Here is a 24,606-nt window from a genome sequence, read left to right as displayed (position 1 = left end):
ATAGCCCTTTTTCCAGATTGAGAAGATTTTCCCTATAGGAAAGTATCTCTCCCAACAGGAAACAAAAGAGCACTTTGGAGAGCCCCCATGAAGCCCACCCTTAGCCGCCCCATCGTGGTGATGCAATCGGCAACCACCTGCACGCAGGTTGTCGCTGAACTGGACAATCCCCTGCTGCTGAACGGCGAACACCCCGACTTCGCCCGGCGCTTGCAACACGTATTGGCCAGCGCAACCGTGGGTTGTCGGCTCTACCTGCTGGGCGATGAAGCTTTTGTTTGGCGTGTTCACGGGGAGGCACGCGCCGCTGGCCTGGAAGACGACGAGATCAACATTCCCTGTGCGACGCCCGGCCTGCGCCAGGTGTATTGCGCACATTGCGGCCTGACCCAGGCTGTCGGGCCGGACGCAGTGTTGAACTGCATCGGCTGTAACGTCGGGCTTGAGGTACGTGCGCATTTTTCCAGGCGCCTGGGGGCTTATCTCGGGGTGTGCATTGATCCCGACCAGCCCTATGCGGCATTCCAGCCATGAGCGCGGCCCTCAACGTTCAAGTCAGCGCAGCAAGAATGCTCACGCCGGTGGTGCGCGAATTGACCCTGACGGCCTGCGACGGCACCCTGCCTGGCTTCTCGCCCGGCAGCCATGTGCAGGTGCATCTGCCACTGGCCGAGGGCAAGGTGCGCAACGCCTACTCGCTCACCAGCGACCCGGCGCACACCCAGCACTACCGCATCGCCGTGCGCCTGCAGGATGCTTCTCGTGGCGGCTCGCAGTACCTGCATCGCCAGGTGCAGGTCGGCGACACCTTGCAGATTTCGCCGCCGGCCAATCTGTTCGCACCCCACGGCACCGCACGCCTGCATATCCTGATCGCCGCCGGCATCGGCATCACGCCGTTCATGGCCTATATCGCCGCGATGGAACAGCAGCAGGTCGATTTCGAACTGCATTACCTGTTCCGCCCGGGCCTTAGCGACGCCTACCTCGACGAACTGCAACAGCGCCTCGGCGCGCGCCTGCACGCGTACAACAGTCGTCCCGACCTGAACCAGATCCTCGCCGGCCGGCCGCTGGGCAGCCACGTCTACACCTGTGGCCCGCAGTCGCTGCTCGACGCGGTTGAGCGTGAGGCCACGCGCCTCGGCTGGCCGCGCAAACGCCTGCATTGCGAAGCATTCAAAGGTGCGCAACCAGGCCAACCGTTTGACCTGCAGCTATTGCGCAGTGGCCGGCGCTTGCGCGTCGAGGCAGAGCAAAGCCTGCTCGAAGCCCTGGAGCACGCAGGTCTTTCAGTGCCCAACTTGTGCCGTGGCGGGGTCTGCGGCCAGTGCATCACACGCCACACCGGCGGTGCCATCGAACATCGCGACAGCTTCCTCAGCCCGGCCGAACAGGCCGACTTTCTGATGCCCTGCGTCTCGCGCGGCAGCGGCCCCTGCATTTCGCTGGACCTATAGGAGTGAGTGACATGCCCCTGCAAACGAGCCCTGTGCTGAGCTATCGCGACGACTTCAGCTTTCGCAACAGCCCCGCGGCCATCCGTCGTTTTCCCTTTCCCTTTGTCGAGGACAGCTACCTGTACTCGGTAAATATCGAACCGGCCACCTCCCGCGACCCCGGTTCGATCTATGAGCATGGCTTCGACATCGACGAACACTACCGCTCGGAAATGGCCGAACGCGCCCTGGTGCTGGACAAGGATCCACGCCGCTATCTGGTGATGCCGCACATGCAAGTGGCCGCCTGGGATGCGCTGCAGATGCTCATGGAACACCTCGCCACTGACTATCCGCAATGGTTCCGGCTGGCCCGTGACGGTGATCACTGGCATTGGCACAACACGCTGCTCAATATCGATCAGCACTTTGTCTTCGGTGACGCCAGCAGCCTGCCCTGCGAGCCGCTGGCGTTCATCGGCCGCCAGGTGCAGGGTGATTTTGCCCTGCTCGATCAGCGCGACGGCGATCTGTACATGGACGCCGGCCTGGTTACCAGCCCGGCCGACTGGTCCCTGGCCTTCGACGCCGGCATGAGCTTCAAGCAGTGGCATTCACCGGTGCCCATGGCCCATCAGATGGGCGTGTTCGACCGCGCGCTGAAGTACCTGCTCAACCTGCAAGTGGGCCAACCGGTGCGGCGCCTGAATTGGACGCTGACGATCAACCCGCGCCTGGACTCCTCGCCCGAGACATTCCATGAATGGGGCGCCGACCGCGGCCGCATCACCGCCGAAAACGTCGGGCAGCAGGTTCATCTGCGCGTCGAGCTGCAAGTGATGGCCCGCCTGCCGCGCAGCAACGCGGTGATGTTCAGCATCCGCACCTACCTGATCAGCATGGACGAACTGGTCACTCAACCCGGCTGGGGCTGTCGCCTGCACCGCGTGCTGCGCGACCTGCCCGAGCCGATCGCCGACTACAAAGGCATGAGCCGCTACCGCCAGACCCTGGTCCAGTGGCTGAGCCGCTTCGACCAGGCCTGAACCCTGACCCACTTTCACCGACAAGGATCCTCCACATGGCTCATTCATGGCGTATTTCTGCACTGGCCGAACGGCACCGCGCGCTCGGCTCGAACCTGGAAGACTGGAACGGCATGGGCACGGCCTGGACCTATGCCAGCGACCTGGCCGATCACCATCAAGCGATCCGCACCCGCGCCGGGCTGATGGACGTTTCCGGGCTGAAGAAAGTCCACTACGTCGGGCCCCATGCCGAAAGCCTGCTGCAATGGGCGACCACCCGCGACATCGCCAAGCTCTACCCCGGCAAATCGGTGTACGCCTCGATGCTCGACGAGGAAGGCAAGTTCGTCGATGACTGCATCGTCTACCGCACCGGGCCTAACGCGTTCATGGTGGTCCACGGCGCCGGCAGCGGTCACGAAATGCTGGTGCGTTCATCCCAGGGCCGGCAAGTGGCGGTGCTGTTCGACGACGACCTGCACGACCTGTCGCTGCAAGGACCGCTGGCGGTGGACTTTCTCGCCGAGCACGTCCCCGGGATTCGTCAGTTGCCCTATTTCCATCACCTGCAAACCCGCCTGTTCGATCGCCCGGTGATGATCTCTCGCACCGGCTACACCGGCGAACGCGGCTACGAGATTTTCTGCAAGGCGGCCGACGCCCCGGCGCTGTGGGACAACATCCTCGAACAGGGCGCGGGCCTGGGCATCATCCCGTGCGCCTTTACCGCCCTGGACTGGTTGCGGGTCGAAAGCTCGCTGATGTTTTTCCCCTACGACAACTCGCAGATGTACCCCTTCGCCGACCAGAAGGCCGGCGACACCCTGTGGGAAATGGGCCTGGATTTCACCGTTTCTCCAGACAAACGCGAATTTCGTGGCGCCGAGGAGCACTTCCGGTTGCGCGGCCAAGAGCGTTTCAAGATCACCGGCGTGTTGCTCGAAGGTGTGCGCGCCGCCGAGGCGGGCGACACCCTGTGGCAAGGCAATCAGCAAGTCGGGGTGATCACCTGCGGCATGTATTCGCGCCTGAGCAAACGCTCCATGGCCATCGCCCGCATGAACGTCGCCTGCGCGGTTCCCGGGATTGCCTTGCAGGTGCGTGGCAGCCAGGAAAGCGCCGCGGTGACCCACGCCCTTCCCTTCGACGACCCGGAAAAAACCAAGCGCACGGCCAAGGGCTGAGCCTCTACCACCTTGCACAGGGAGCCCTCGATGGACACCTCCAGCGAACACTACATTCTCAAGATCAACTGCCCGGCGGCGTCCGGCATCGTCGCCGCCATCAGTACCTGCCTGGCCCGGCAACAGTGCTACATCAGTGAGCTCGCGCAATTCGACGACGAGTTCACCGGGCAGTTTTTCATGCGCGCGGTCTTTCGTTTCAACACCGGCGTGACCGGCGATATTGGCGCCCTGCGTGAAGACCTGGGCGACCTGGCTGGCGGCTTCGACATGCAGTGGCAACTGTTCTGCTCAAGCCAGCCGACCCGGGTGCTGCTGATGGTCAGCAAGTTCGACCATTGCCTGACCGACCTGCTCTACCGCCACCGCAAGGGCGAGATGGACATGCACATCACTGCGGTGGTCTCCAATCACCTGGACCTGCGGGCCATGGCCGAACGCGAAGGCATTCGCTTCATCTACCTGCCGGTCACCAAGGACAGCAAGGCCAGCCAGGAAGTCGAGCTGATGCGCATTGTCGAAGACACCCAGACCGACCTGGTGGTGCTCGCGCGCTATATGCAGATTCTCTCCGATGGCCTGTGCCAGCAGTTGTCCGGTCGGGCCATCAACATCCATCACTCGTTCCTCCCCGGTTTCAAGGGCGCCAAACCCTATCACCAGGCGTATGACCGGGGCGTGAAGCTGATCGGTGCGACCGCCCACTACGTCACCAGCGACCTCGATGAGGGGCCGATCATCGAGCAGGAAATCCAGCGCGTCGACCACACGCACCTGCCCGACTCGCTGGTTGCCATCGGCCGTGACACCGAAACCGTCGCCCTTTCCAAAGCCCTGAAATACCACCTGGAACACCGGGTGTTCATCAACCAGGACAAGACAGTGATCTTTCGCTGAAACCCCTCAGGAGGCACGCTCATGACACTACGCGTAGCAATCATCGGCGCCGGCCCGTGCGGCCTGGCTCAACTTCGCGCCTTCCAGTCTGCCCGCGACAAGGGCACCGCCATTCCCGAACTGGTGTGCTTTGAAAAACAGCAGGATTGGGGCGGCATGTGGAACTACACCTGGCGCACCGGTCTGGACGAGAACGGCGAGCCGGTGCATGGCAGCATGTACCGTTACCTGTGGTCGAACGGCCCGAAGGAATGCCTGGAGTTCGCCGACTACACCTTCGAGGAACATTTTGGCCGCCCCATCGGCTCTTACCCGCCGCGAGAAGTGCTCTGGGATTACATCAAGGGCCGCGTCGAAAAAGCCGGGGTACGGGATTACATCCGGTTCAACAACGTGGTGCGCCAGGTCACCTTTGACCAAGCGACTCGCCGCTTCACGGTGCTCGCCCACGACCACGGCAGCGATACCCAGACCTCGGAGGAGTTCGATTATGTGATCAACGCCTGCGGGCACTTTTCGACGCCGAAGATGCCGTACTTCCCCGGATTCGAGCAGTTCGGCGGGCGCGTCCTGCACGCCCATGATTTCCGCGATGCGCTGGAGTTCAAGGGCAAGGATCTGCTCATCGTCGGCAGCAGCTATTCTGCCGAAGACATCGGTTCCCAGTGCTACAAATACGGCGCCCGCAGCATCACCAGTTGCTACCGCACCGCGCCGATGGGCTATGACTGGCCCGCCAATTGGGAAGAAAAACCGCTGTTGCAGCGCCTGGAAAAAAACCGCGCGTACTTTATCGACGGCAGCCACAAGCACATCGATGCGGTGATCCTCTGCACCGGCTACAAACATCACTTCCCCTTCCTGCCGGACGAACTGTGCCTCAAGACCGATAACCGGCTGTGGCCGATGAACCTGTACAAAGGCATTTTCTGGGAATCCAACCCGCAGCTGATCTACCTCGGCATGCAGGACCAGTGGTACTCGTTCAACATGTTCGACGCGCAAGCCTGGTACGCCCGCGATGTCATCCTGGGGCGTATTCAACTGCCCGGCCAGGCCGAAATGATCGCCGACAGCCGGCAATGGCACGAACGGGAACAGACCCTGGAAACCAACCAGCAAATGTTCGAATACCAGGGCGCCTATATCCAGCACCTGGTGGACGCCACCGACTACCCGAACTTCGACATCGCCGCCGTCAATGAAACCTTCCTGCACTGGAAGCACGACAAAGCGGAAAACATCATGGGCTATCGCGACAAGTCCTATCGCTCGTTGATGACCGGAACCCAGTCACCGCCGCACCACACCCCCTGGCTGCATGCGCTGGACGACTCGATGGCGGCGTACCTCGCTGAGCCGCCGATGTCCGTCAAGTCGATCGGTTGACCCGGGAGCGCCACCATGAACGCACCTCGTGTTTCCCATCCGCGCGAGCCCGGACTCTTTGCCCGGGTCCCGGACCTGGAGCGCTATCGGGTGGTCGCCGGCGGCCTGACCCTTGTCGCGCTGCAGCCCGGCGACAGCCTGCAAGTGATCGACCTTGAAGGCCGGCAACCCTGCCAATTGCTGGCCATGGATACGCTCGGCCGCAGCGCGCTGTCGGCCTGGGCGTTGAGCGGTTCGGCGGCTTGCGAATTCATCGGCGCACGGCTCGCCGAACCGACCTTGCAAGCTCGACGTATCCACCAGGCGTTGCGCCGACGCGGCGTTGATCCGGACCACCTGCCCAGTGCCGCTTCACTTTGGGACGAGGACAGCCCTGCCGACTTCAGCCGCCAGTTTGTCGCCAACGATGAACTGTTAGTGATTGTCGCCGCGCCCGCGGGTCCCACGTCCGTCGATCGGCAGTACCGGCCCAGCGAACTGCGGTTGTGGGTGACACGGGCCAATCCCTCGTCGCTGCTGCTCCCGGCATTACCCGAACCGTTGGGCGAGTTGCTCGATGAATTCACTCTTCACGCCGGCACCGCCCACAGTTACACGGTCGGCAAAGGGCAGTACGTGCAGGTGCTGGACGTGGCCGGTCGCCAATGCTCGGACTTCGTCGCCCTCGATCGGCGGGCATTGGATCGTGGCCTGGAACTGGACCTGGACCAGACCGTCACCCGCACCCTGAACGGCAGCGCCTACCCGGCACCGGGATTGTTCTCGAAGTTTTTCGACCGGCAGATGCAACCGATGCTGGAGGTGGTGCGTGACACCGTCGGCCGCCACGACTCCTTCGCCCTGGCCTGCGCCGCGCGCTACTACGAAAGCCATGGCTACTTCGGGCACGACAACTGCAGCGACAACCTGAGCCGGGCCTTGGCACCTCATGGGGTCGAGGCTCGCAGCGGTTGGCCGGCGATCAATTTGTTCTTCAACACCGGGATCGACGCCCACCAGCAGATGACGCTCGACGAGCCCTGGTCGCGACCCGGCGATTACGTGCTGCTGCGGGCCATGACCGATCTGCTGTGTGGCAGCACCTCATGCCCCGATGACATCGACCCGGCCAACGGCTGGAACCCAACCGATATCCATGTCCGTATCTACAGCGAAAAGGAGCGTTTTTCCATCGCCATGAGCACTCGTACCACGGCCGATGCCGACCCGATCCTCACCCGTGAGTCCGCGTTCCATTCACGCACCAGCGCCTTGACCGGCAGCTTTGCCGACTACCGCAACTGGTGGCTGCCGCTGCGCTACGACGGCTATGGCGCCATCGAGGAATACCTCGGTTGCCGCGAACGCGTCGCGGTGATGGACCTGACCGCCCTGCGCAAATTCGAAATCCTCGGCCCCGACGCCGAAGCCTTGCTGCAGTACTGCCTGACCCGGGATGTGCGGCGCCTGGCGGTGGGTCAAGTGGTGTACTCGGCGATGTGCCACGAACACGGCGGCATGCTCGACGACGGCACCCTGCTGCGCCTGGGCCCGGACAATTTCCGCTGGATCTGCGGCGAGGATTACGCCGGAGTCTGGCTGCGCGAACAGGCGCAAAAGCTCGGCATGAAGGTCTGGGTCAAATCCGCCAGCGAGCAGATTCACAACCTGGCCGTCCAGGGCCCGATGAGTCGTGAACTGCTCAAACAGATGGTCTGGACCCCACCGACCCAACCGAGCCTGGAAACCCTGGGCTGGTTCCGCTTCCTGGTGGGCCGCCTGGACGGTTACGACGGCTGCCCGCTGATGATCTCGCGCACCGGCTACACCGGCGAACTGGGCTACGAAGTCTGGTGCCAGCCCGAGGATGCCGAGCGGGTCTGGGACCGGATCTGGCAACTGGGCCAACCCCTGGGCCTGGTGCCGCTGGGCCTGGAAGCACTGGACATGCTGCGCATCGAAGCCGGGCTGATTTTCGCCGGCTACGAGTTCAGCGACCAGACCGATCCTTTCGAAGCGGGTATCGGCTTTAGCGTGCCGATGAACAGCAAAACCGACGATTTCATCGGCCGCGATGCGCTGTTGCGGCGCAGTGCCCACCCCGCCCAGAAGCTGGTGGGCCTGCAACTGAGTGGCAACGAAGGCGCCCACCACGGTGACCCGGTGTATCGCGGCCGGGCCCAGGTCGGGGTCATCACCAGTGCCTGCCGCTCGCCGCTGCTGGCCAGCAACATCGCGCTGTGCCGGGTCGACGTGGCCTGCGCCGACGTCGGCACGATGCTTGAGATCGGCAAAGTCGATGGCCTGCAGAAGCGCATCAGCGCCGAGGTCACCGCAGCGATTTTCTACGACCCGCAAAAGAGCCGGGTGCGCAGTTGATCGACCAGACGGACCTGGGCGCCACCCTGACTTTGACTGCCCCCACTACTCCGCTACTCAGACATGGGAATACGAAGATGGAAGCGACTACGTTCGAGACCGTACCGCAGGCCGCCAGCTCAGTTGGCAGCCTGCACCGCAAGATCGATTGGCGCGGGGCTTTCTGGGTTGCCAGTGGCGTGCCCGCGTTGGTGCTGTTTTCAATCGGTGCGATTGCCGCCACAGTGGGCAAGCCGGCGTGGATCGTCTGGATCGTGTCGATCCTGTTCGGGTTTATCCAAGCCTTCACCTACGCCGAAATCGCCGGGCTGTTCCCGCACAAATCCGGCGGTGCCTCAGTCTATGGCGCCGGTCGCCTGGGTGCGTTACAGCAAGCTGATCGCACCGGTTTCGGTGTGGTGCAACTGGCTGGCCTGGTCGCCGGTACTGTCGATCGGTTCAGGGCTGGCAGCCGGCTACATACTCACCGCACTGTTTCCCGCCGACGCGTTGATCAATACCTGGCAATTGACCCTGCTCGATCTGGGTTGGATCAAGAGTGGCCTGTCGTTGCGGATCAATGCGACATTCGCCATCGGTCTGTTGATCCTGCTGACGGTGTTCGCCGTGCAGCATGGCGGCATTCTGCGCTCGGCGCGTCTGACCTGGTGCTCGGCGTGACATCGCTGATCCCCTTGCTGCTGGTGGGTGTGGTGCCGTTGCTCACCGGCGATGCGGCCCAGGCCAATTTCCTGCCGTTGTACCCCCTGGCCCATGATGATGCCGGGCAAGTGATCGATGGGCCTGGATCTGTCCGGCTGGACGCTGATGGCCGGCGGTCTGTTCATGGCGGCGTGGTCCACCTACGGCTTCGAAACGGCGGTGTGCTACACCCGGGAATTCAAAGACCCCAAGCGCGACACGTTCAAGGCGATTTTCTATGCCGGCCTGCTGTGCATTCTGGTGTTCACTCTGGTGCCCCTGGCGTTTCAAGGCAGCCTTGGGCTCGGTCAACTGGTGACACCGGCCGTGCTGGACGCCAGCGGCGCCGTGGTTTCGCCGGCGGTCTACAGTGGCCTGTTGTCGCCGGCGATCTACAGCGGCATGGGCGTCGGCCAGGTGATGGCGGACAGTATCGGCGGCGGTAAACTGGTGGCCACATCGTGCTGATCATGCTGGTCCTGGCCACCCTGCTGGCGATCATGACGTCGATGTCCGGCTCGTCGCGCACTTTGTACCAGGCGTCGGTGGATGGCTGGCTGCCGAAATACCTGGGCCGCACCAATGACCACGGCGCACCCACCGCCGCGATGTGGACCGACCTGTGTTTCAACCTGCTGCTGTTGCTGATGTCCGACTATGTCTTCGTGCTCGCGGCGTCCAACGTCAGCTACATCATCTTCAACTTCCTCAATCTCAACGCGGGCTGGATCCATCGTCTGGATCGTCCTGACTGGATACGCCCGTACAAAGCCCTACCGTGCTCCTGGCAGCCGGTGGCGTGCTGAGCTTCGTCAACCTGGCCTGCATGGGGCTGGGCGCCGATATCTGGGGCGCTGGAACCCTGATGACCGGCCTGCTGCTGGCGCTGTTGATCCTGCCGGTGTTCTGCTACCGCCACTATGTGCAGGACAAGGGGCTCTTCCCCGAAGCCATGCTCAACGATCTCTACGTTCAGGCGGATACGGGTCAGAAACGCGCTGGCTGGTGGCCTTACCTCACGCTGGTCGCGGGTGTTCTTGTGGTGTACGGCAGCCATCAATTGGTAGTCTGAGCGCCCTTGCTTGCAGATCTTCGCTAATCATCGAGGCGCAACGACGCCTCGGTGATTATTTCGCCCCTCTATCATTTCAAGCCAACGGTGACTCTTTTGATCAGCACCACCCTGCACTTGCTCGCGATATCGACGGCAAGGCCATCTCCGCCCGGGTTCTCGAGGAGGTTCGAGAAGAGGTTCTGGCCCTCGCACACCAGCACATCTACCCGGCCCTGGCTGTACTGTTGGTGGGTGAAGACCCGGCCAGCGAGGTTTATGTACGCAACAAACTGCTGCGGGCCAAGGAAGTCGGCATTCGCTCCCTGGAGTACCGTCTGCCAGCCAATGCCAGCCAGCACCAGGTACTGGAACTGATTGCCCAACTGAACGCCGATGTCACGGTGAACGGCATCCTGGTGCAATTGCCATTGCCGGGGCATATCGACGAGGCAGCAGTCATTCAGGCCATCGACCCGATCAAGGACGTGGACGGTTTTCATCGCGAGAACGTCGGCGGCCTGGTGCAAGGCATGGAAGTCCTGACACCCTGCACGCCCAGCGGCTGCATGCGTCTACTGTACGAAACCTGCGGCGACGTGAGCGGCTTGCACGCCGTGGTCGTCGGGCGCTCGAACATCGTCGGCAAGCCCATGGCAACCTTGTTGTTGCAGGCTCACTGTTCGGTCAGCGTGGTGCACTCACGCAGCGTCGACGCCCCGGCGTTGTGTCGACTGGCCGATATCGTCGTCGCAGCGGTGGGCCGTCCTGGGCTGATCGATGCCAGTTGGCTCAAACCTGGCGCCGTGGTGATCGATGTCGGAATCAATCGTGTTACTGATGAATCCGGCAGCCATCTGGTGGGGGATGTCGACTACGCCAGCGCGCGTACCGTCGCCAGCGCGATCACGCCGGTCCCCGGCGGCGTCGGGCCGATGACCATTGCTTATCTGCTGAAGAACACCCTGATCGCCAGCCAGTTGCAACACGCGGCCCAGGCCCGTGGGCAGGCATCTGCCAGCCATCTGGTGGTGAGTTGAGCACAACGCGTACGGCCCGTTCGAGGGTGTAATGCTGTTTACTTAAGCCGTTCCCGGAGATTCTGATCTTCCGTTCCTAGCGTGTTTTTTGGGGGATTGGTGTGTATATCCGTTACCGCAAAAACGGATATACACACCAAAGCAAGTAGATACAGCACCACTTTTTCTAAGTGAACACTCGAAGGTGAACCGTGTCGATCAACAGCAACGATCAGTGGTTGTAGGCACGTTCGTTGTGTTCAGCCAGGTCCAGCCCCATCTCCTCCACCGACTCATCGGCGCGCAAGCCGATCACCGCGTTGATCACCTTGAGAATGACCCAACTGATGACAAAGCAGTAAACCGTCGTCAGCAATACGCCTTTGATTTGCGCCACGACCTGGGCCCCATGGTCACGCCTTCGACCAATCCCCCACCGACGGCACACAGAACACCCCGGTCAACACCGCGCCAATCATCCCGCCAATGCCGTGCAAGCCGAACACGTCGAGGCTGTCGTCATAACCGAAGCGCCGCTTGAGCACGGTGACGCTCAAGTAGCAGAACACCCCGCACAACAAACCGATGGCCAACGCACCACCGACGCCGACATACGCGCACGCCGGGGTGATGCCGACCAGCCCGGCCAAGGCACCACTGGCCAGGCCCAGAGCGCTGGGTTTGCCAACCTTGAACCACTCGGTGAACATCCAGCCGAGAATACCCGCGCACGCCCCCAACTGGGTGTTGAGCATGACGATGCCTGAAGTGCCGTTGAGGCCACCGCCGGAACCGATGTTGAAGCCAAACCAACCCACCCAGAGCATCGCCGCACCGGCCATGGTCAGGCTCAGGTTGTGGGCGGGCATCGGCGTGTTCTGATAGCCCTTGCGCTTGCCAAGAATCAGGCACGCGGCCAAAGCGGCGACGCCGGCATTGATGTGCACGGCGGTGCCACCGGCGAAATCGAGTACCCCCCAGTTATGCATCAAAGCGCCCGCGCCACCCCAGACCATATGCGCCACCGGGGCATACACCAGGGTGAACCACAACGCCATGAACCACAGCGCCGCCGAAAACTTCATGCGTTCGGCGAACGCACCGGCAATCAGCGCCGGGGTGATGATCGCGAAGGTCATCTGGAAGGTCACGAACACGCCCTCCGGAATATCCCCCACCAGGCTCTCCGGGGTCATGCCCGCCAGAAAGGCCCGGCTCAAACCGCCGACGAAACTGTTGAACGTCACCTGCCCCTCAATCATGCCGGTGCTGTCGACCACCATGCTGTAGCCATAGATCACCCACAACACGCCGACCAGGCCGGCGATGCCGAAGCACTGGGTGAACAGCGAAAGCATGTTTTTTGCCCGGACCAGGCCGCCGTAAAACAATGCCAGACCCGGTAGACACATAAACAGCACCAGCACCGCGGCAGTGACCATCCAGGCGGTGCTGCCAGTGTTCAACGCGGGGGCATCGGCGGCCTGGGCCAATGGCGCAAGTGCACCGGTCGCCAATAAGCCAAGAAGGGATTTTCCGAGAAGACGATTGACCATGTTCAAAGCTCCTGCAAAGAAAGGTGAGTGTCGGGCAGCGAGCAGTAAAGAATGAGATACGGGCCTTTTCAGCCTCTCGAATATAAATGCCATGAACAGGACTTGTGGGAGCGAGCTTGCTCGCGATAGCGGCGGGTCAGCTTGCATCGGTTTTGCCTGTGCCGCCGTCTTCGCGAGCAAGCTCGCCCCCACAGTTTTTTGTCAGTAACCGGTACCAGAACCTGGAACCCAGTTGGTCCCCGCCAACGGCACCCGGGCCATGGCCGCTGACTCCACCGTCAGCGCTACCAAATCCTCGGGATCGAGGTTGTGCAGGTGCGACTTGCCGCAAGCGCGGGCCATGGTCTGGGCTTCCAGCACCAGGACACGTAGGTAGTTGGCCAAGCGCCGACCACCCTCCACCGGGTCCAGCCGCTTGGACAGCTCCGGGTCCTGCGTCGTGATCCCGGCCGGGTCGCGACCGTTCTGCCAATCATCGTAAAAACCGGCGGCCGAGCCGATTTTCTTCAGTTCCTCGTCCAGGCGCGGGTGGTTGTCGCCCAGCGCGATCAGTGCAGCGGTGCCGATGGCCACCGCATCCGCACCCAGCGCCATGGCCTTGGCGACGTCGGCACCGTTGCGAATCCCTCCAGAAACGATCAGCTGTACCTTGCGATGCATGCCCATCTCCTGCAAAGCCTGTACCGCTTGCGGGATGGCCGACAAAATCGGAATTCCCACGTGCTCGATAAAGACCTCCTGGGTTGCCGCCGTCCCGCCTTGCATGCCATCGAGCACAATCACATCCGCCCCGGCCTTCACGGCCAACTTGACGTCGTAGTACGGCCGGCTGGCGCCGATTTTCACGTAGATCGGTTTTTCCCAATCAGTGATTTCGCGGATCTCGGCAATCTTGATCGCCAGGTCATCCGGGCCGGTCCAGTCGGGGTGACGGCAGGCACTGCGCTGATCGACGCCAATCGGCAAGGTGCGCATGCCGGCAACACGCTCGGTGACTTTCATCCCCAGCAACATACCGCCGCCGCCAGGTTTGGCGCCCTGCCCCAGGACGATTTCAATCGCGTCAGCCTTGCGCAAGTCGTCCGGGTTCATACCGTAGCGCGACGGCAAATACTGATAGACCAAGTGCTGCGACTGACCGCGCTCCTCCGGGGTCATGCCGCCGTCACCGGTGGTGGTACTGGTGCCCGCGATGGTCGCGCCACGGCCCAGGGCCTCCTTGGCATTGGCCGACAACGCACCGAAGCTCATGCCGGCGATGGTCACCGGAATCTTCAGGTGGATCGGCTTCTTGGCAAAGCGGTTGCCGAGGATCACATCGGTGCCGCACTTCTCCCGATAGCCTTCCAACGGGTAACGCGAAACGCTGGCGCCGAGCAGCAGCAAGTCATCGAAGTGCGGCAATTTGCGCTTGGTGCCGCCGCCACGAATATCGTAGATGCCAGTCTCGGCGGCCCGTTGGATTTCCTGGATGGTCAGGCGGTCGAAGGTGGCTGACTCGCGCAGTACCGGAGCCGCTTTTTCGCTGATTGGATCGCTCATATCTGTTCTCCTCGCGCGGATCAGTACGCGGACGCGTTATCGACTTTAAAGTTGTACAGCTGACGGGCCGAACCGTAGCGTTTGAAGTCAGCCGCCTTGTGCGCGAAACCGGCACGGTTCAACAGGTCCTGGAGCTCTTGGAGGTGCTCGGCTCGCATCTCTTTCTCGATGCAATCGGAGCCCAGGGACTCCACAGTGCCCTTCACGTAGATGTGGGTCTCGTACAAGGAATCGCCCAGCGCATCGCCGGCATCGCCGCAGACCACCAGACGCCCGGCCTGGCCCATGAAACAGCTCATATGGCCGATGCTGCCACCCACGACAATGTCGATGCCCTTCATGGAAATCCCGCAACGCGCGCCGGCATCCCCTTCAATCACCAGCAGCCCGCCATGGGCCGTGGCACCGGCGGCCTGGGAGGCGCTGCCTTTGACGCGGACGTAGCCAGACATCATGTTCTCGGCGCAACCGACACCGACGTTGCCGTGCACGGTGATCGAGGCCTTTTGATTCATTCCCGCGCAGTAGTAACCGGCGTGTCCCTGAATATCGATGGACAGTGCTTCGTTCACCCCGACCGCGAGGTTGTGCTTGCCGTCCGAATGACTCACCACCCATTCGTGGTGTTCAACGTTGTTGACCTGGTCGTGCAACGCCTGATTGAGTTCACGCACGGTGGCCGTGGAAAGGTCGATGGTTTTCATGTGTGCGCTCCTTAAGCTGACTCGCGTTCCCAGATGTACATAGTGGCCGGTGCCGGCTCCCAGACCTTGGCGTGCTCGATGCCTGGCAGGCTCGACAGGGCCTGATACTCGGAGGCCATGGCGACGTAATCGTCGGTCTCGGCGAGGATCGCCGGCTTGCAGGCAATCGGGTCGCGGATCACGGCAAAACCGTTGCGGGTGCCGATGGCGAAAGTGAAGAAACCGTCCAGATCCTCCAGCGAGTGATCCAGCGCTTCTTTCAATGAGTCACCCTGCTGCAGGCGCCAGGTCAGGTAGCCGGCGGCCACTTCGGTATCGTTGTCGGTCTCGAAGTGAATGCCTTCGCGCTTGAGTTCCTGACGCAGGCGGAAGTGGTTGGACAGCGAGCCGTTGTGCACCAGGCACAGGTCGGCGCCGGTGGAGAATGGGTGGCTGCCTTCCATGGTCACCGCGCTTTCAGTGGCCATGCGGGTGTGGCCGATAATGTGGCTGCCCTTCATGCCGGCCAGGCCGAAGCGTTGGGAAATCTCCTGGGGCAAGCCCATGCCCTTGAGGATTTCGATGCTCTGGCCGGCGCTCATGATGCGCACGCTCGGCGCCAGTTCAGCGAGGGCCAGACGTACCGGCGCCTCTTGGGCATTGATCTTGAGCACGGCAGCGCTGGCGTTCTGGAACCAGTCCAGCGAGCAGCCAAGACGCCCTTCCAGTTCGCCCATCAGGGCTTTCCAATCGAAACCGTCGGTGGTCGCCTGCAGGGTCAGCTTGACCCAACCGTGCGCCACTTCATCGCCATAGATGGCAAACCCGGCACTGTCCGGCCCGCGGTCGGTCATGGCCTGCAACATCGGTTCAAACAGCTTGCCGAGCTGGGATTCCAACTGCGGATTTTTCAGGTAAAGACCTACGATCCCACACATATCAATTCTCCTTCGAAGGCACTGAACATCCGACGCCGAGCCGGGTGCCCGAATGGTTGGCAAAACACTGAGTCAGAAAAATTCGGTGTAGCGCTGGATCTCCCAGTCGGAGACGTGGCGGCTGTATTCCACCCACTCCATGCGCTTGAGCTTGATGAACTCGCCTACGATCTGCGGGCCCAGCACCTCGGCGAACAACGGGTCGGCTTCCAGGGCGTCGCAGGCTTCCTTGAGCGATTGCGGCAGGGTCTTGATGCCCCGAGCGGCGATCTGTTCCAGGCTCAGGCTGTAGAGGTTTTCATTGCAGACGTGGTCGATTTCCAGCTGGCGATCGATGCCATCCAGGCCGGCAGCGATGATCGCGGCGCTGACCAGATAAGGATTGCAACCGGCGTCCGGCAGGCGGAATTCCAGGCGGCCGTAAGGCACCCGCACCATGGCCGAACGGTTGTTGGCGCCGAAGGCGATAAAGGCCGGCGCCCAGGTCGCGCCGGACAACGAATTGCCGACCACCAGACGCTTGTAGGAGTTGACCGTCGGCGCGGCGAAGGCACACAGCGCCGGGCCGTGGGCAAGCAGGCCCGCGGCGAAGTGATAGGCCATTTTCGACAGGCCCATGCCGCTGGGATCACTGGCGTCATGGAACAGGTTCCTGTTCTCGGCGCTGCTGATCGAAAGGTGAAAATGCATGCCGTTGCCGGCCCGTTTCGGGTCGGGCTTGGGCATGAACGAGCAGATCATGCCCAGGTCATTGGCGATTTCGCCGGCGGCCATGCGGAAAAACGTGAAGCGATCCGCCGAGGTCATGGCGTCGCTGTAGGTGTAGTTGATCTCGAACTGGCCGTTGGCGTCCTCGTGGTCGATTTGATAGACCTCGAAATCCACTGCCTGCAAGGCTTCGGTCAGCCGCTCAAGGAAAACCCGGGAGCGCGACAGGCCTTTGTAGTCGTAGCAAGGCTTGTCCAGATTGTCGCTGAGGTCCACCAGTTGCAGTTTGCCCTGTGCGTCGCGGCGCATCAGGTTGAACTCGGGCTCCAGGCCGGTGTTGAGCGTCCAGCCCTTTTCTGCCAGGCGTTGCACTTGTTGCTGCAACACATAACGGCTGTCGTACGGGTGCGGCTTACCGTCGACGTGACCGATGCACACCACGCGCCCGTAACCCGGCTGCCAGGGCACCGGAGTCAAGGTGGACAAATCGCCGCGGGCCATGAAGTCCGGCCCGTGGGGCTCCATGCCCATGCCGCTGATCGCGAATCCGGCAAAACCCGCTCCCTCTTCGGCCACCGCCTTGAGCCCACAGATAGGCACTGACTTGGTTTTGGCCGAACCGTGAATATCCACAAACTGCGCAAGCACGTACTTGATTCCATGCTTGTCGATGATGCGCTGGGTTTCTGCTGGCAACATTGCTCGTCACTCCTCGCGAAAGGGCAAAACATTGTGGATGGCCTTGACTGACTTTTTATTCCTAAAAAGAAAGTTATTTTCCCAATAGGAATGCAAGGCCCTTGCCAGATTCGCGAGTGAAGCGCCGAGCCTCCCAGAAAAGCGCTTTTGTGCTGTATATATGGGAAAATTCTTTTCCCCGTGGGAATATCGCTCAATAGACGCGAGCCGAACGCCGCCATTTGCACTTTCTCAGTGCGAAACTAATATTACTGAACGGAAAGTGTGCAGGATTTGATGACTATGCCGACCGAAACCGCCCCGCGCCTCAAGCTTGAGCAATACCTGGGCTTGCAGATCAAGCGTCAGCGCCAGGCCCAGGATCTGAAATTGTCTGACGTGGCCAAGATTGCCGATATCAGTCAAGGCATGTTGAGCAAGATCGAAAACGCCCAGGTATCCACCAGCCTCGATACCCTGAGCCGTCTGTGCGACGTGCTCGGCCTGCCACTGTCCAAGTTGTTCAGCGAATACGACCAACAAGACGGCAGTGCGCTTCTGGTCAAGGCTGACCAGGGCATGGAAGTGGTGCGCCGTGGCACCGAGAAAGGCCATACGTACCATCTGCTCAACCATACCCGCGGGCCGAAGAAGAGCTTCGAGGCTTATATGGTCAGCATGGACGACGCGAGTGAGGAGTTTCCGACCTTCTCTCACCCCGGCACCGAATTCCTTCATCTGCTGGAAGGTGAACTGATCTATCGCCACGGCAATCAGCTTTACCGCATGGAAGCTGGCGACAGTCTGACGTTCGAAGGCGAAATCCCCCACGGCCCCGAGCAACTGGTGCAGGTGCCTATCCGCCTTTTGTCGATCATGAACTACGGCAACGACAAAGAGTAACGCCTCCCTCCCGATGCATGAAGATCAACCTGTGGGAGCGGGCTTGTTCGCGAATGCGATGTGCCAGTTGTCATCTCTATCAACTGACAGAGCGCATTCGCGAGCAAGCCCTCTCCCACATTTTTGACCGCGTTCGAACGAAGAAACCGAGTCGCCTTCCCTCGCAAAAAATTCCCCTCAGTTAAAAATCTTTCCCAAAACTCTAGACGTCCCGCCCCCACTCCCCTATAAAGCCATTTCAGGAATATTTTATTCCCAACAAGAAAATATGCTCATGGATGAGCCTGCTGTCCGTTGATGATTTTTTTCGCTATGCGATGAGCTGCCGCCATCATCCCGAGGACGTGTCATGCAACACGAAAAAAACCATTTCATCATCAAGATCACCTGTCCCGCGGTGTCCGGCATCGTCGCAGCCGTCACCACCTATCTGGCGGACAACCATTGCTACATCGGGGAGATGGCGCAATTCGACGACGACTTCAGCGGCCGTTTTTTCATGCGTGCGGTGTTTCGTTTCAACGACGGTCACCCAGGCGATCTGCAACAGATCAAGGACGGTTTCGCCCACGTCGCCCAAGCCTTCGACATGACCTGGGAATTGCATGACACCCGCGAACCCATGCGCGTATTGCTGATGGTCAGCAAGTTCGACCACTGCCTGACCGACCTGCTCTACCGCTACCACAAAGGCGAGATGGACATGATCATCACCGCCATTGTCTCCAACCACCTCGACCTGCGCCCGATGGCCGAACGCGAAGGCATTCGCTTCATTTACCTGCCAGTGACCAAGGAGACCAAGGCCCGGCAGGAAGCCGAACTGATGAAGATCGTCGACGACACCGGCACCGAGCTCGTGGTGTTGGCGCGCTACATGCAAATTCTCTCCGATGACCTGTGCAAGCAACTCTCGGGTCGGGCGATCAACATTCACCATTCGTTCTTGCCCGGTTTCAAAGGCGCCAAACCCTATCACCAGGCCTACCAGCGTGGGGTGAAACTCATTGGCGCCACCGCTCATTACGTCACCAGCGACCTCGATGAGGGACCGATCATTGAGCAGGAAGTACAGCGCGTCGACCACGTCTACCTGCCCGACGACCTGGTGGCCACCGGCCGCGACACCGAAACCGTGGCCCTGTCCAAGGCGGTCAAGTACCACCTGGAGCACCGGGTTTTCCTCAATCAGGACAGAACGGTGATCTTCCGGTGAACACGCACAAACTGATCGACGGCAAAGCAACCGCCGCCCGCGTGCTCATACAGGTTCGCGAGGACGTGGAGCGTCTGCGCGAGCAAGCCATTGAACCGGCACTGGCGGTGATCCTGGTGGGCAGCGACCCGGCCAGCCAGGTCTACGTGCGCAACAAAATCCTGCGCGCCGAAGAGGTGGGTATTCGCTCGCTGGAACATCGGCTGCCTGCGGACACCAGCACTGAACAGTTACTCATTCTGATCGCCCGATTGAATGCCGATCGTTCGATCCACGGCATTCTTCTGCAACTGCCGCTGCCTGCCCATATCGATGAATTACGGGCACTGGAGGCTATCGCGCCAGACAAGGACGTCGACGGGTTCCACAGTCAGAACGTCGGCGGCCTCAGCCAGGGTCGTACGGTACTCGCACCTTGCACCCCCAGTGGTTGTTTGTATTTGCTGGAACAAACCTGCGGTGATCTGCGCGGCAAGCACGCGGTGGTGATCGGCCGCTCGAACATCGTCGGCAAACCCATGGCTGCGTTGCTGCTTAAGGCCGACTGCTCGGTGACCCTCCTGCATTCGCGCAGCCCGGATCCCCAGGCGCTGTGCCGGCAGGCAGACATCGTCATCGCCGCCGTGGGTCGCCCACGGTTGATCGACGCCAGTTGGCTCAAGCCTGGCGCCGTGGTGATCGACGTCGGCATCAACCGCATCGAAGACGATGGCCGCAGCCGTCTGGTGGGCGACGTCGACTTCGACAGCGCCCTGGCGCACGTCGCGGCGATCACCCCAGTACCCGGTGGTGTCGGCCCGATGACCATTGCCTTCCTGATGAAAAACACTGTCACCGCAGCCCTTGCACAACACCAGGCCCAACGCAGCCAATCGGAGGCCCTATGCCATTCAATCTATTGAAATACGGGCTGAGTTCGCAGTACCCGGTGGAAGTGGATCTGCCGCCACCATGCGAACTCAAATCAAGCTACGACGTGGTGATCATCGGCGCCGGCGGCCACGGCCTGGCCATCGCTTATTACCTGGCCAAGTACCACGGCATCACCAACGTCGCGGTGTTGGAGAAGTCCTACCTGGGCGGCGGCAATACCGCACGCAACACGGCGGTGATCCGCTCCAACTACCTGACCAGCGAAGGCGTGCGCTTTTATGCCGAGTCGGTGCGGATGTTCCAATCGCTGTCCAACGAATTCGATTTCAACATCATGTACTCCGAGCGCGGCCAACTGACCCTGGCCCACACCGATGCCACGGTGCGCTCGTTCCGTCAGCGCGCCGAGGTCAACAAACACTTTGGCGGCCGCAGCGAGATGATCGACCGTCAGCAGATCCGTGAACTGGTGCCCAGCCTCAACCTCGATCCCGGCCACTTGCCGGTGCTCGCAGGGCTGTGGCACATCGACGGCGCCACCGCCCGCCACGACGCGGTGGCCTGGGGTTACGCCAAACAGGCGGCCAAGCGCGGTGTGGAAATCCATCAGCTCACTGAAGTCCAGGACCTGATCATCGAGAACGGCACCCTCACCGCGGTCAAGACCAACCGCGGCACCATCAAGTGCGGTTGCGCGGTGCAGGCGATTGCCGGGCACAGCTCGTTGCTGATGGCCAAGGCCGGGATTCGTTCGCCGATCCAGACCTTCCCGCTGCAAGCGATGGTCACTCAGCCGTTCAAGCCGTTTCTCGATCCACTGGTGAGCTCCTCTGCCTTGCACTGCTATGTGCAGCAAACGAGTCGTGGCGAGGTGGTATTCGGTGGCGGCTCAGACCCCTATCCACTGTTCAATACCCGTTCCACGCTCGATTTGAAGGAAAGCCTGCTGGCCCATGCCATCGAGATGTTCCCGCTCCTGGCCAACGCCAAGCTGATGCGCCAATGGGCCGGGATCACCGACATGACCCCGGACTACAGCCCGATCATGGGCCTGTCGCCGGTGAACAATTACTACCTCGACGCGGGCTGGGGCACCTGGGGCTTCAAGGCCACGCCGATCTGCGGCAAGACCATGGCCGAGTTGGTCGCCAGCGGCGGCAAGGTGCCGGAGCTGATCAAACCGTTCGGCCTCGAACGCTTCTCGACCTTCCAGCAAGTCAACGAAATGGGCGCCACGGCGGCCAGTCACTGACGCAGAGCAGACTATGAAAATCATGACTTGCCCGCTCAACGGGCCGCGCAATATCAGCGAGTTCACCTATGGCGGTGAATTCAAACCCATGCCCGACCCGGTCACCTGCAGCGACGGCGAATGGGCGGACTACGTGTTCAACACCGACAACCTCGCCGGCGTGGTGCGCGAATGGTGGATGCACACCCCCTCCAGCTACTGGTTCCTCGCGGAGCGGCATACCGTCACCGACGAAATTCTGCGCACCTTCGATCCTAAAGAGCTCTTCAGCACCCGTGTCGAATTCAACGCCGCCGCCAAGGAGATCGCAGGATGAATCGCCTACCCGCCCCCATGGGCTTGCTGATCGACCGTGATCAGCCGCTGGATTTCAGTTTCGACGGGCAGCGCTACCAAGGCTTGCAAGGCGACAGTATCGCCAGCGCCTTGTTGGCCAACGGGCGCTTCCTGATCTCCCGCTCGTTCAAATACCATCGCCCACGCGGCCCGCTGACCATGGCTGGCCAGGACGCCAACAGCCTGGTGCAACTGCCCCAGGAACCCAATGTGCTGGCCGACGCTCACGCGCTGTCTGCGGGTTTGCAGGTGACGGCGCAGAACGTCAACGGCTCGCTGGATAACGACCGCGACGCCTACCTGGGCAAGTTTTCCAAATTCATGCCGGTGGGCTTCTACTACCGCTCGTTCTACAAGCCCAAGGGCATGTGGAAAGTCTGGGAACCGATCATTCGCAAGAAGGCCGGCCTCGGTGTGCTCGACCTGAAGTTCCAGCCGGAGTACTACGACAAGGCGTACCTGTTTACCGACGTCGCCGTCATCGGTGCCGGTCCCGCCGGGTTGCACGCCGCCCTGACCGCCGCCAACGCCGGAGCCAAGGTGCTGCTCATCGAGCAACAGCCGATTCTCGGTGGCTCGCTCACCTATGCCCGCTTCGACATCGACGGCAACAAGGCTGAAAACCTGCGCCGCGAACTGCTCGCGGCGGTCGAGCAACACGCCAATATCCAGATCCTCACCGAAGCCACGTGCAACGCCTGGTTCACCGATAACTACCTGCCGGTGATCCAGGGCAAACGCCTGTACAAGGTCCGCGCCCGCCAATGCCTGGTGTGCAGCGGCGCGTTCGATCAGCCGGTGATCTTTCGCAACAACGACCTGCCGGGAGTGATGCTGACCAGCGCCGCGCAAAGGCTGATGAAGCTGTATGCGGTCAAACCGGGCAACCGCGCCGTGGTGCTGACGGGCAACGACGATGGTTACCTCGCCGCGCTTGATCTGCATGACCAGGGCGTGGAAGTCGTCGCGGTGGTGGACCTGCGCCAAGGGCCTGCGGACGAAGCCCTGCTGCGCGCACTGGCGCAACGCAAGATCTACCGTCAGGCCAACAGCACCGTTTATGAAGCCCAGCACGAAAAAGGCATGCGCCATATCAACGGTGTCGACGTGCGCCAGATCACCGCACAGGGCCAGGTCGCCGAGAGCGGGCAATATCTGGCGTGCGATTTACTGTGCATGTCCGCCGGTTACATGCCGGTCTATCAACTGCTGTGCCAGGCCGGCGGCAAACTGGCCTACGACGATCAACGGGCCGAGTTCACCCTCAGCGGCCTGCCAGGGAATCTGAATGTCGCCGGCTCGGTCAACGGTCGGCACCATCTGGATAACGTGATTGCCGATGGCGTGAATGCCGGCGCCGAAGCCGCCCTCGCGCTGGGTCTGACCGTCAGCACGCAACGCGCGCCATTGAGTGGCGAGGCTCGGGTCAATTTCAATTGGCCCATCTTCCCGCACCCCAAAGGCAAGGACTTCGTCGACTTCGACGAGGACCTGCAGGTGGCCGACATCGTCAACGCCACCCGCGTCGGCTATCGCGACGTGCAACTGGTCAAGCGCTACTCCACCGTCGGCATGGGACCGTCTCAAGGGCGTCACTCGGCGCTGCCGACCGCTCGGCTGGTGGCGTGGGCCACGCAACGCAACATCAGCGAAACCGGTGTGACCACCGCGCGGCCGCCGTTTGTGGCCGAGAAGCTGGCGCACGTCGCCGGTCGCGCATTCGATCCCTACCGACAAACGCCGATGCATGCCCGCCACCTGCAGGCCGGGGCGAAGATGATGCCCGCCGGCATCTGGCAACGCCCGGCCTACTACGGTGATACCAAGGATCGCGAGGCCTGCATGCAGGCCGAAGCCCTGCATGTACGCAATAAGGTCGGCCTCATCGACGTCTCGACACTGGGCGGTTTGGATGTACGTGGCCCAGACGCCGCCGAGCTGCTCAACCGCATGTACACCTTCGCCTTCCTCAAACAACCGGTCGGCCGCTCCCGCTATGCGCTGATGACCAACGAGCACGGCGTGGTGATCGACGATGGTGTCTGCGCGCGGTTTGCCGAAAATCACTTCTACGTCACCGCCACTACCAGTGGCGTCGACCGGATCTATCAGCAAATGCTCAAGTGGAACGCGCAATGGCGCCTCGACGTGGATGTCGCCAACGTCACCGCGGCCATTTGCGCGGTCAACGTCGCCGGGCCCGACTCGCGCAAAGTACTGGAGCAGGTTTGCACCGACCTGGATCTGAGCGCCGAAGCGTTTCCTTATCTGGGGGTGCGCCAGGGCACCGTGGCCGGCATCAAGGCCCGTTTGCTGCGAGTGGGTTTTGTCGGCGAACTGGGCTATGAAATCCACGTGCCGGCGCGTCATGGGCTCAAGCTTTGGGACGCACTGATGGAGGCCGGCAAGGCCCACGGCATCCGCCCCTTCGGCGTCGAAACCCAACGCCTGCTGCGCCTGGAAAAAGGCCACGTGATCATCAGTCAGGACACCGACGGCATGACCCATCCGGCGGAAATCGACATGGGCTGGGCGGTCAACCGCAGCAAGCCGTTCTTTGTTGGCCGGCGCTCGGTGGACATCCTCCAAGCCCAGCCGCTAAAACGCAAACTGGTGGGCTTCAGCCTACCGAAGAACAGCCCGCAACCGCTTGAAGGGCATCTGGTGCTCAACGGGCCGGACATCAGCGGCAATGTCACGTCCTGCGAATATTCCGCAAGCCTTGGCAAGATCATCGGCCTGGCCTACGCCGGCATCGACCAAAGCACCCCGGGGCAACGCATCCCGATCCGTGTCGAAGGGGGCATCGTCGTCCAGGCCGAGGTGGTGCAGTTGCCCTTCTTTGATCCCGACAACCAACGCCAGGAGCTTTGAG

General features: G+C 61.6%; 20 protein-coding genes and 2 pseudogenes. 17 read left to right on the top strand and 5 right to left on the bottom strand.

Translation table 11 applies throughout. The features are described 5' to 3' along the window. Positions 1-87 precede the first annotated feature (87 nt). The 11 genes and pseudogenes from EPZ47_RS12055 to folD (EPZ47_RS12015) all read left to right on the top strand — a co-directional run bounded on the left by EPZ47_RS12055 (position 88) and on the right by folD (EPZ47_RS12015) (position 11,067). Complete coding sequence (locus tag EPZ47_RS12055) at positions 88-534, top strand: dimethylamine monooxygenase subunit DmmA family protein (RefSeq protein ID WP_135844968.1); 447 nt, start codon at positions 88-90, stop codon at positions 532-534. Continuing rightward, positions 531-1,460, top strand: coding sequence for a PDR/VanB family oxidoreductase (locus EPZ47_RS12050; RefSeq protein WP_135844967.1), 930 nt, complete (start codon positions 531-533; stop codon positions 1,458-1,460). Before EPZ47_RS12055 ends, EPZ47_RS12050 begins: the two co-directional genes overlap by 4 nt. 11 nt (positions 1,461-1,471) lie before the next feature. Beyond that, complete coding sequence (locus tag EPZ47_RS12045; protein WP_135844966.1) at positions 1,472-2,485, top strand: heme-dependent oxidative N-demethylase family protein; 1,014 nt, start codon at positions 1,472-1,474, stop codon at positions 2,483-2,485. Positions 2,486-2,520: 35 nt separating this feature from the next. Continuing rightward, positions 2,521-3,651: an aminomethyl transferase family protein gene (locus EPZ47_RS12040; protein ID WP_135844965.1), complete on the top strand. Its 1,131-nt coding sequence runs from the start codon at positions 2,521-2,523 to the stop codon at positions 3,649-3,651. A gap of 30 nt (positions 3,652-3,681) precedes the next feature. Further along, the gene (gene purU / locus EPZ47_RS12035; RefSeq protein ID WP_109755144.1) at positions 3,682-4,548 is read left to right on the top strand and encodes a formyltetrahydrofolate deformylase; all 867 of its coding nucleotides are present in this window, start codon (positions 3,682-3,684) and stop codon (positions 4,546-4,548) included. A 21-nt stretch (positions 4,549-4,569) separates the two neighbouring features. Continuing rightward, the gene (locus EPZ47_RS12030) at positions 4,570-5,937 is read left to right on the top strand and encodes an NAD(P)-binding domain-containing protein (RefSeq protein WP_135844964.1); all 1,368 of its coding nucleotides are present in this window, start codon (positions 4,570-4,572) and stop codon (positions 5,935-5,937) included. A gap of 15 nt (positions 5,938-5,952) precedes the next feature. After that, positions 5,953-8,295 (top strand): trimethylamine N-oxide demethylase, encoded by a 2,343-nt coding sequence (locus EPZ47_RS12025; RefSeq protein WP_135844963.1) that lies wholly within the window; start codon positions 5,953-5,955, stop codon positions 8,293-8,295. A gap of 63 nt (positions 8,296-8,358) precedes the next feature. Beyond that, a pseudogene (locus EPZ47_RS30660) lies at positions 8,359-9,444 on the top strand (APC family permease). 2 nt (positions 9,445-9,446) lie between these two features. Then, a complete protein-coding gene (locus tag EPZ47_RS30395) occupies positions 9,447-9,782 on the top strand; it encodes an amino acid permease (RefSeq protein ID WP_238346752.1) in 336 nt (111 codons plus the stop codon). After that, on the top strand, positions 9,755-10,048 hold the full coding sequence (locus EPZ47_RS30390; protein ID WP_238346728.1) for a hypothetical protein: 294 nt from the start codon (positions 9,755-9,757) through the stop codon (positions 10,046-10,048). Before EPZ47_RS30395 ends, EPZ47_RS30390 begins: the two co-directional genes overlap by 28 nt. A gap of 128 nt (positions 10,049-10,176) precedes the next feature. Further along, positions 10,177-11,067 (top strand): bifunctional methylenetetrahydrofolate dehydrogenase/methenyltetrahydrofolate cyclohydrolase FolD, encoded by an 891-nt coding sequence (gene folD / locus EPZ47_RS12015; RefSeq protein ID WP_135847980.1) that lies wholly within the window; start codon positions 10,177-10,179, stop codon positions 11,065-11,067. A gap of 211 nt (positions 11,068-11,278) precedes the next feature. Here the strand turns inward: folD (EPZ47_RS12015) and EPZ47_RS12010 are convergent. The 5 genes and pseudogenes from EPZ47_RS12010 to glnT all read right to left on the bottom strand — a co-directional run bounded on the left by EPZ47_RS12010 (position 11,279) and on the right by glnT (position 17,172). Then, positions 11,279-12,602: pseudogene (locus EPZ47_RS12010) on the bottom strand (ammonium transporter). A gap of 201 nt (positions 12,603-12,803) precedes the next feature. Next, positions 12,804-14,144: an FMN-binding glutamate synthase family protein gene (locus EPZ47_RS12005; RefSeq protein WP_135844962.1), complete on the bottom strand. Its 1,341-nt coding sequence runs from the start codon at positions 14,142-14,144 to the stop codon at positions 12,804-12,806. A gap of 20 nt (positions 14,145-14,164) precedes the next feature. Next, positions 14,165-14,848: a GltB/FmdC/FwdC-like GXGXG domain-containing protein gene (locus tag EPZ47_RS12000; protein ID WP_135844961.1), complete on the bottom strand. Its 684-nt coding sequence runs from the start codon at positions 14,846-14,848 to the stop codon at positions 14,165-14,167. Positions 14,849-14,859: 11 nt separating this feature from the next. Then, positions 14,860-15,765 (bottom strand): class II glutamine amidotransferase, encoded by a 906-nt coding sequence (locus EPZ47_RS11995; RefSeq protein ID WP_135844960.1) that lies wholly within the window; start codon positions 15,763-15,765, stop codon positions 14,860-14,862. Between the two features lie 72 nt (positions 15,766-15,837). After that, entirely contained in the window at positions 15,838-17,172 is a 1,335-nt protein-coding gene (gene glnT, locus EPZ47_RS11990) for a type III glutamate--ammonia ligase (protein WP_135844959.1), read from the bottom strand. A gap of 276 nt (positions 17,173-17,448) precedes the next feature. Between glnT and EPZ47_RS11985 the strand changes: the two genes are divergently transcribed. The 6 genes from EPZ47_RS11985 to EPZ47_RS11960 all read left to right on the top strand — a co-directional run bounded on the left by EPZ47_RS11985 (position 17,449) and on the right by EPZ47_RS11960 (position 24,605). Then, on the top strand, positions 17,449-18,054 hold the full coding sequence (locus tag EPZ47_RS11985; RefSeq protein ID WP_109755155.1) for a helix-turn-helix domain-containing protein: 606 nt from the start codon (positions 17,449-17,451) through the stop codon (positions 18,052-18,054). A 349-nt stretch (positions 18,055-18,403) separates the two neighbouring features. Beyond that, complete coding sequence (purU, locus tag EPZ47_RS11980; protein WP_135844958.1) at positions 18,404-19,270, top strand: formyltetrahydrofolate deformylase; 867 nt, start codon at positions 18,404-18,406, stop codon at positions 19,268-19,270. Beyond that, positions 19,267-20,172 carry a bifunctional methylenetetrahydrofolate dehydrogenase/methenyltetrahydrofolate cyclohydrolase FolD gene (folD, locus tag EPZ47_RS11975; RefSeq protein WP_135844957.1) on the top strand — a complete coding sequence of 302 codons (906 nt, stop codon included), beginning with the start codon at positions 19,267-19,269 and terminating at the stop codon, positions 20,170-20,172. The genes purU (EPZ47_RS11980) and folD (EPZ47_RS11975) overlap by 4 nt, the downstream gene beginning before the upstream one ends. Next, positions 20,154-21,395: an FAD-dependent oxidoreductase gene (locus EPZ47_RS11970; RefSeq protein WP_135844956.1), complete on the top strand. Its 1,242-nt coding sequence runs from the start codon at positions 20,154-20,156 to the stop codon at positions 21,393-21,395. Before folD (EPZ47_RS11975) ends, EPZ47_RS11970 begins: the two co-directional genes overlap by 19 nt. Before the next feature lie 13 nt (positions 21,396-21,408). Next, complete coding sequence (locus tag EPZ47_RS11965) at positions 21,409-21,711, top strand: sarcosine oxidase subunit delta (protein WP_135844955.1); 303 nt, start codon at positions 21,409-21,411, stop codon at positions 21,709-21,711. Further along, positions 21,708-24,605: a 2Fe-2S iron-sulfur cluster-binding protein gene (locus tag EPZ47_RS11960; protein ID WP_135844954.1), complete on the top strand. Its 2,898-nt coding sequence runs from the start codon at positions 21,708-21,710 to the stop codon at positions 24,603-24,605. The genes EPZ47_RS11965 and EPZ47_RS11960 overlap by 4 nt, the downstream gene beginning before the upstream one ends. Position 24,606 lies beyond the last annotated feature (1 nt).

The organism is Pseudomonas viciae, assembly GCF_004786035.1.
Lineage (GTDB): Bacteria > Pseudomonadota > Gammaproteobacteria > Pseudomonadales > Pseudomonadaceae > Aquipseudomonas > Aquipseudomonas viciae.
This window is presented reverse-complemented; position numbering and strand designations above follow the sequence as displayed.

Coding starts and splice junctions, on each gene's coding strand:
- EPZ47_RS30395 (WP_238346752.1), top strand. CDS start 9,447: ATGCTGGTCCTGGCCACCCTGCTGGCGATCATGACGTCGATGTCCGGC.
- EPZ47_RS12045 (WP_135844966.1), top strand. CDS start 1,472: ATGCCCCTGCAAACGAGCCCTGTGCTGAGCTATCGCGACGACTTCAGC.
- EPZ47_RS12040 (WP_135844965.1), top strand. CDS start 2,521: ATGGCTCATTCATGGCGTATTTCTGCACTGGCCGAACGGCACCGCGCG.
- EPZ47_RS12005 (WP_135844962.1), bottom strand. CDS start 14,144: ATGAGCGATCCAATCAGCGAAAAAGCGGCTCCGGTACTGCGCGAGTCA.
- EPZ47_RS11970 (WP_135844956.1), top strand. CDS start 20,154: ATGCCATTCAATCTATTGAAATACGGGCTGAGTTCGCAGTACCCGGTG.
- EPZ47_RS12000 (WP_135844961.1), bottom strand. CDS start 14,848: ATGAAAACCATCGACCTTTCCACGGCCACCGTGCGTGAACTCAATCAG.
- EPZ47_RS12025 (WP_135844963.1), top strand. CDS start 5,953: ATGAACGCACCTCGTGTTTCCCATCCGCGCGAGCCCGGACTCTTTGCC.
- EPZ47_RS12050 (WP_135844967.1), top strand. CDS start 531: ATGAGCGCGGCCCTCAACGTTCAAGTCAGCGCAGCAAGAATGCTCACG.
- EPZ47_RS11985 (WP_109755155.1), top strand. CDS start 17,449: ATGACTATGCCGACCGAAACCGCCCCGCGCCTCAAGCTTGAGCAATAC.
- purU (WP_135844958.1), top strand. CDS start 18,404: ATGCAACACGAAAAAAACCATTTCATCATCAAGATCACCTGTCCCGCG.
- EPZ47_RS11965 (WP_135844955.1), top strand. CDS start 21,409: ATGAAAATCATGACTTGCCCGCTCAACGGGCCGCGCAATATCAGCGAG.
- EPZ47_RS11960 (WP_135844954.1), top strand. CDS start 21,708: ATGAATCGCCTACCCGCCCCCATGGGCTTGCTGATCGACCGTGATCAG.
- EPZ47_RS12030 (WP_135844964.1), top strand. CDS start 4,570: ATGACACTACGCGTAGCAATCATCGGCGCCGGCCCGTGCGGCCTGGCT.
- glnT (WP_135844959.1), bottom strand. CDS start 17,172: ATGTTGCCAGCAGAAACCCAGCGCATCATCGACAAGCATGGAATCAAG.
- EPZ47_RS12055 (WP_135844968.1), top strand. CDS start 88: ATGAAGCCCACCCTTAGCCGCCCCATCGTGGTGATGCAATCGGCAACC.
- purU (WP_109755144.1), top strand. CDS start 3,682: ATGGACACCTCCAGCGAACACTACATTCTCAAGATCAACTGCCCGGCG.
- EPZ47_RS11995 (WP_135844960.1), bottom strand. CDS start 15,765: ATGTGTGGGATCGTAGGTCTTTACCTGAAAAATCCGCAGTTGGAATCC.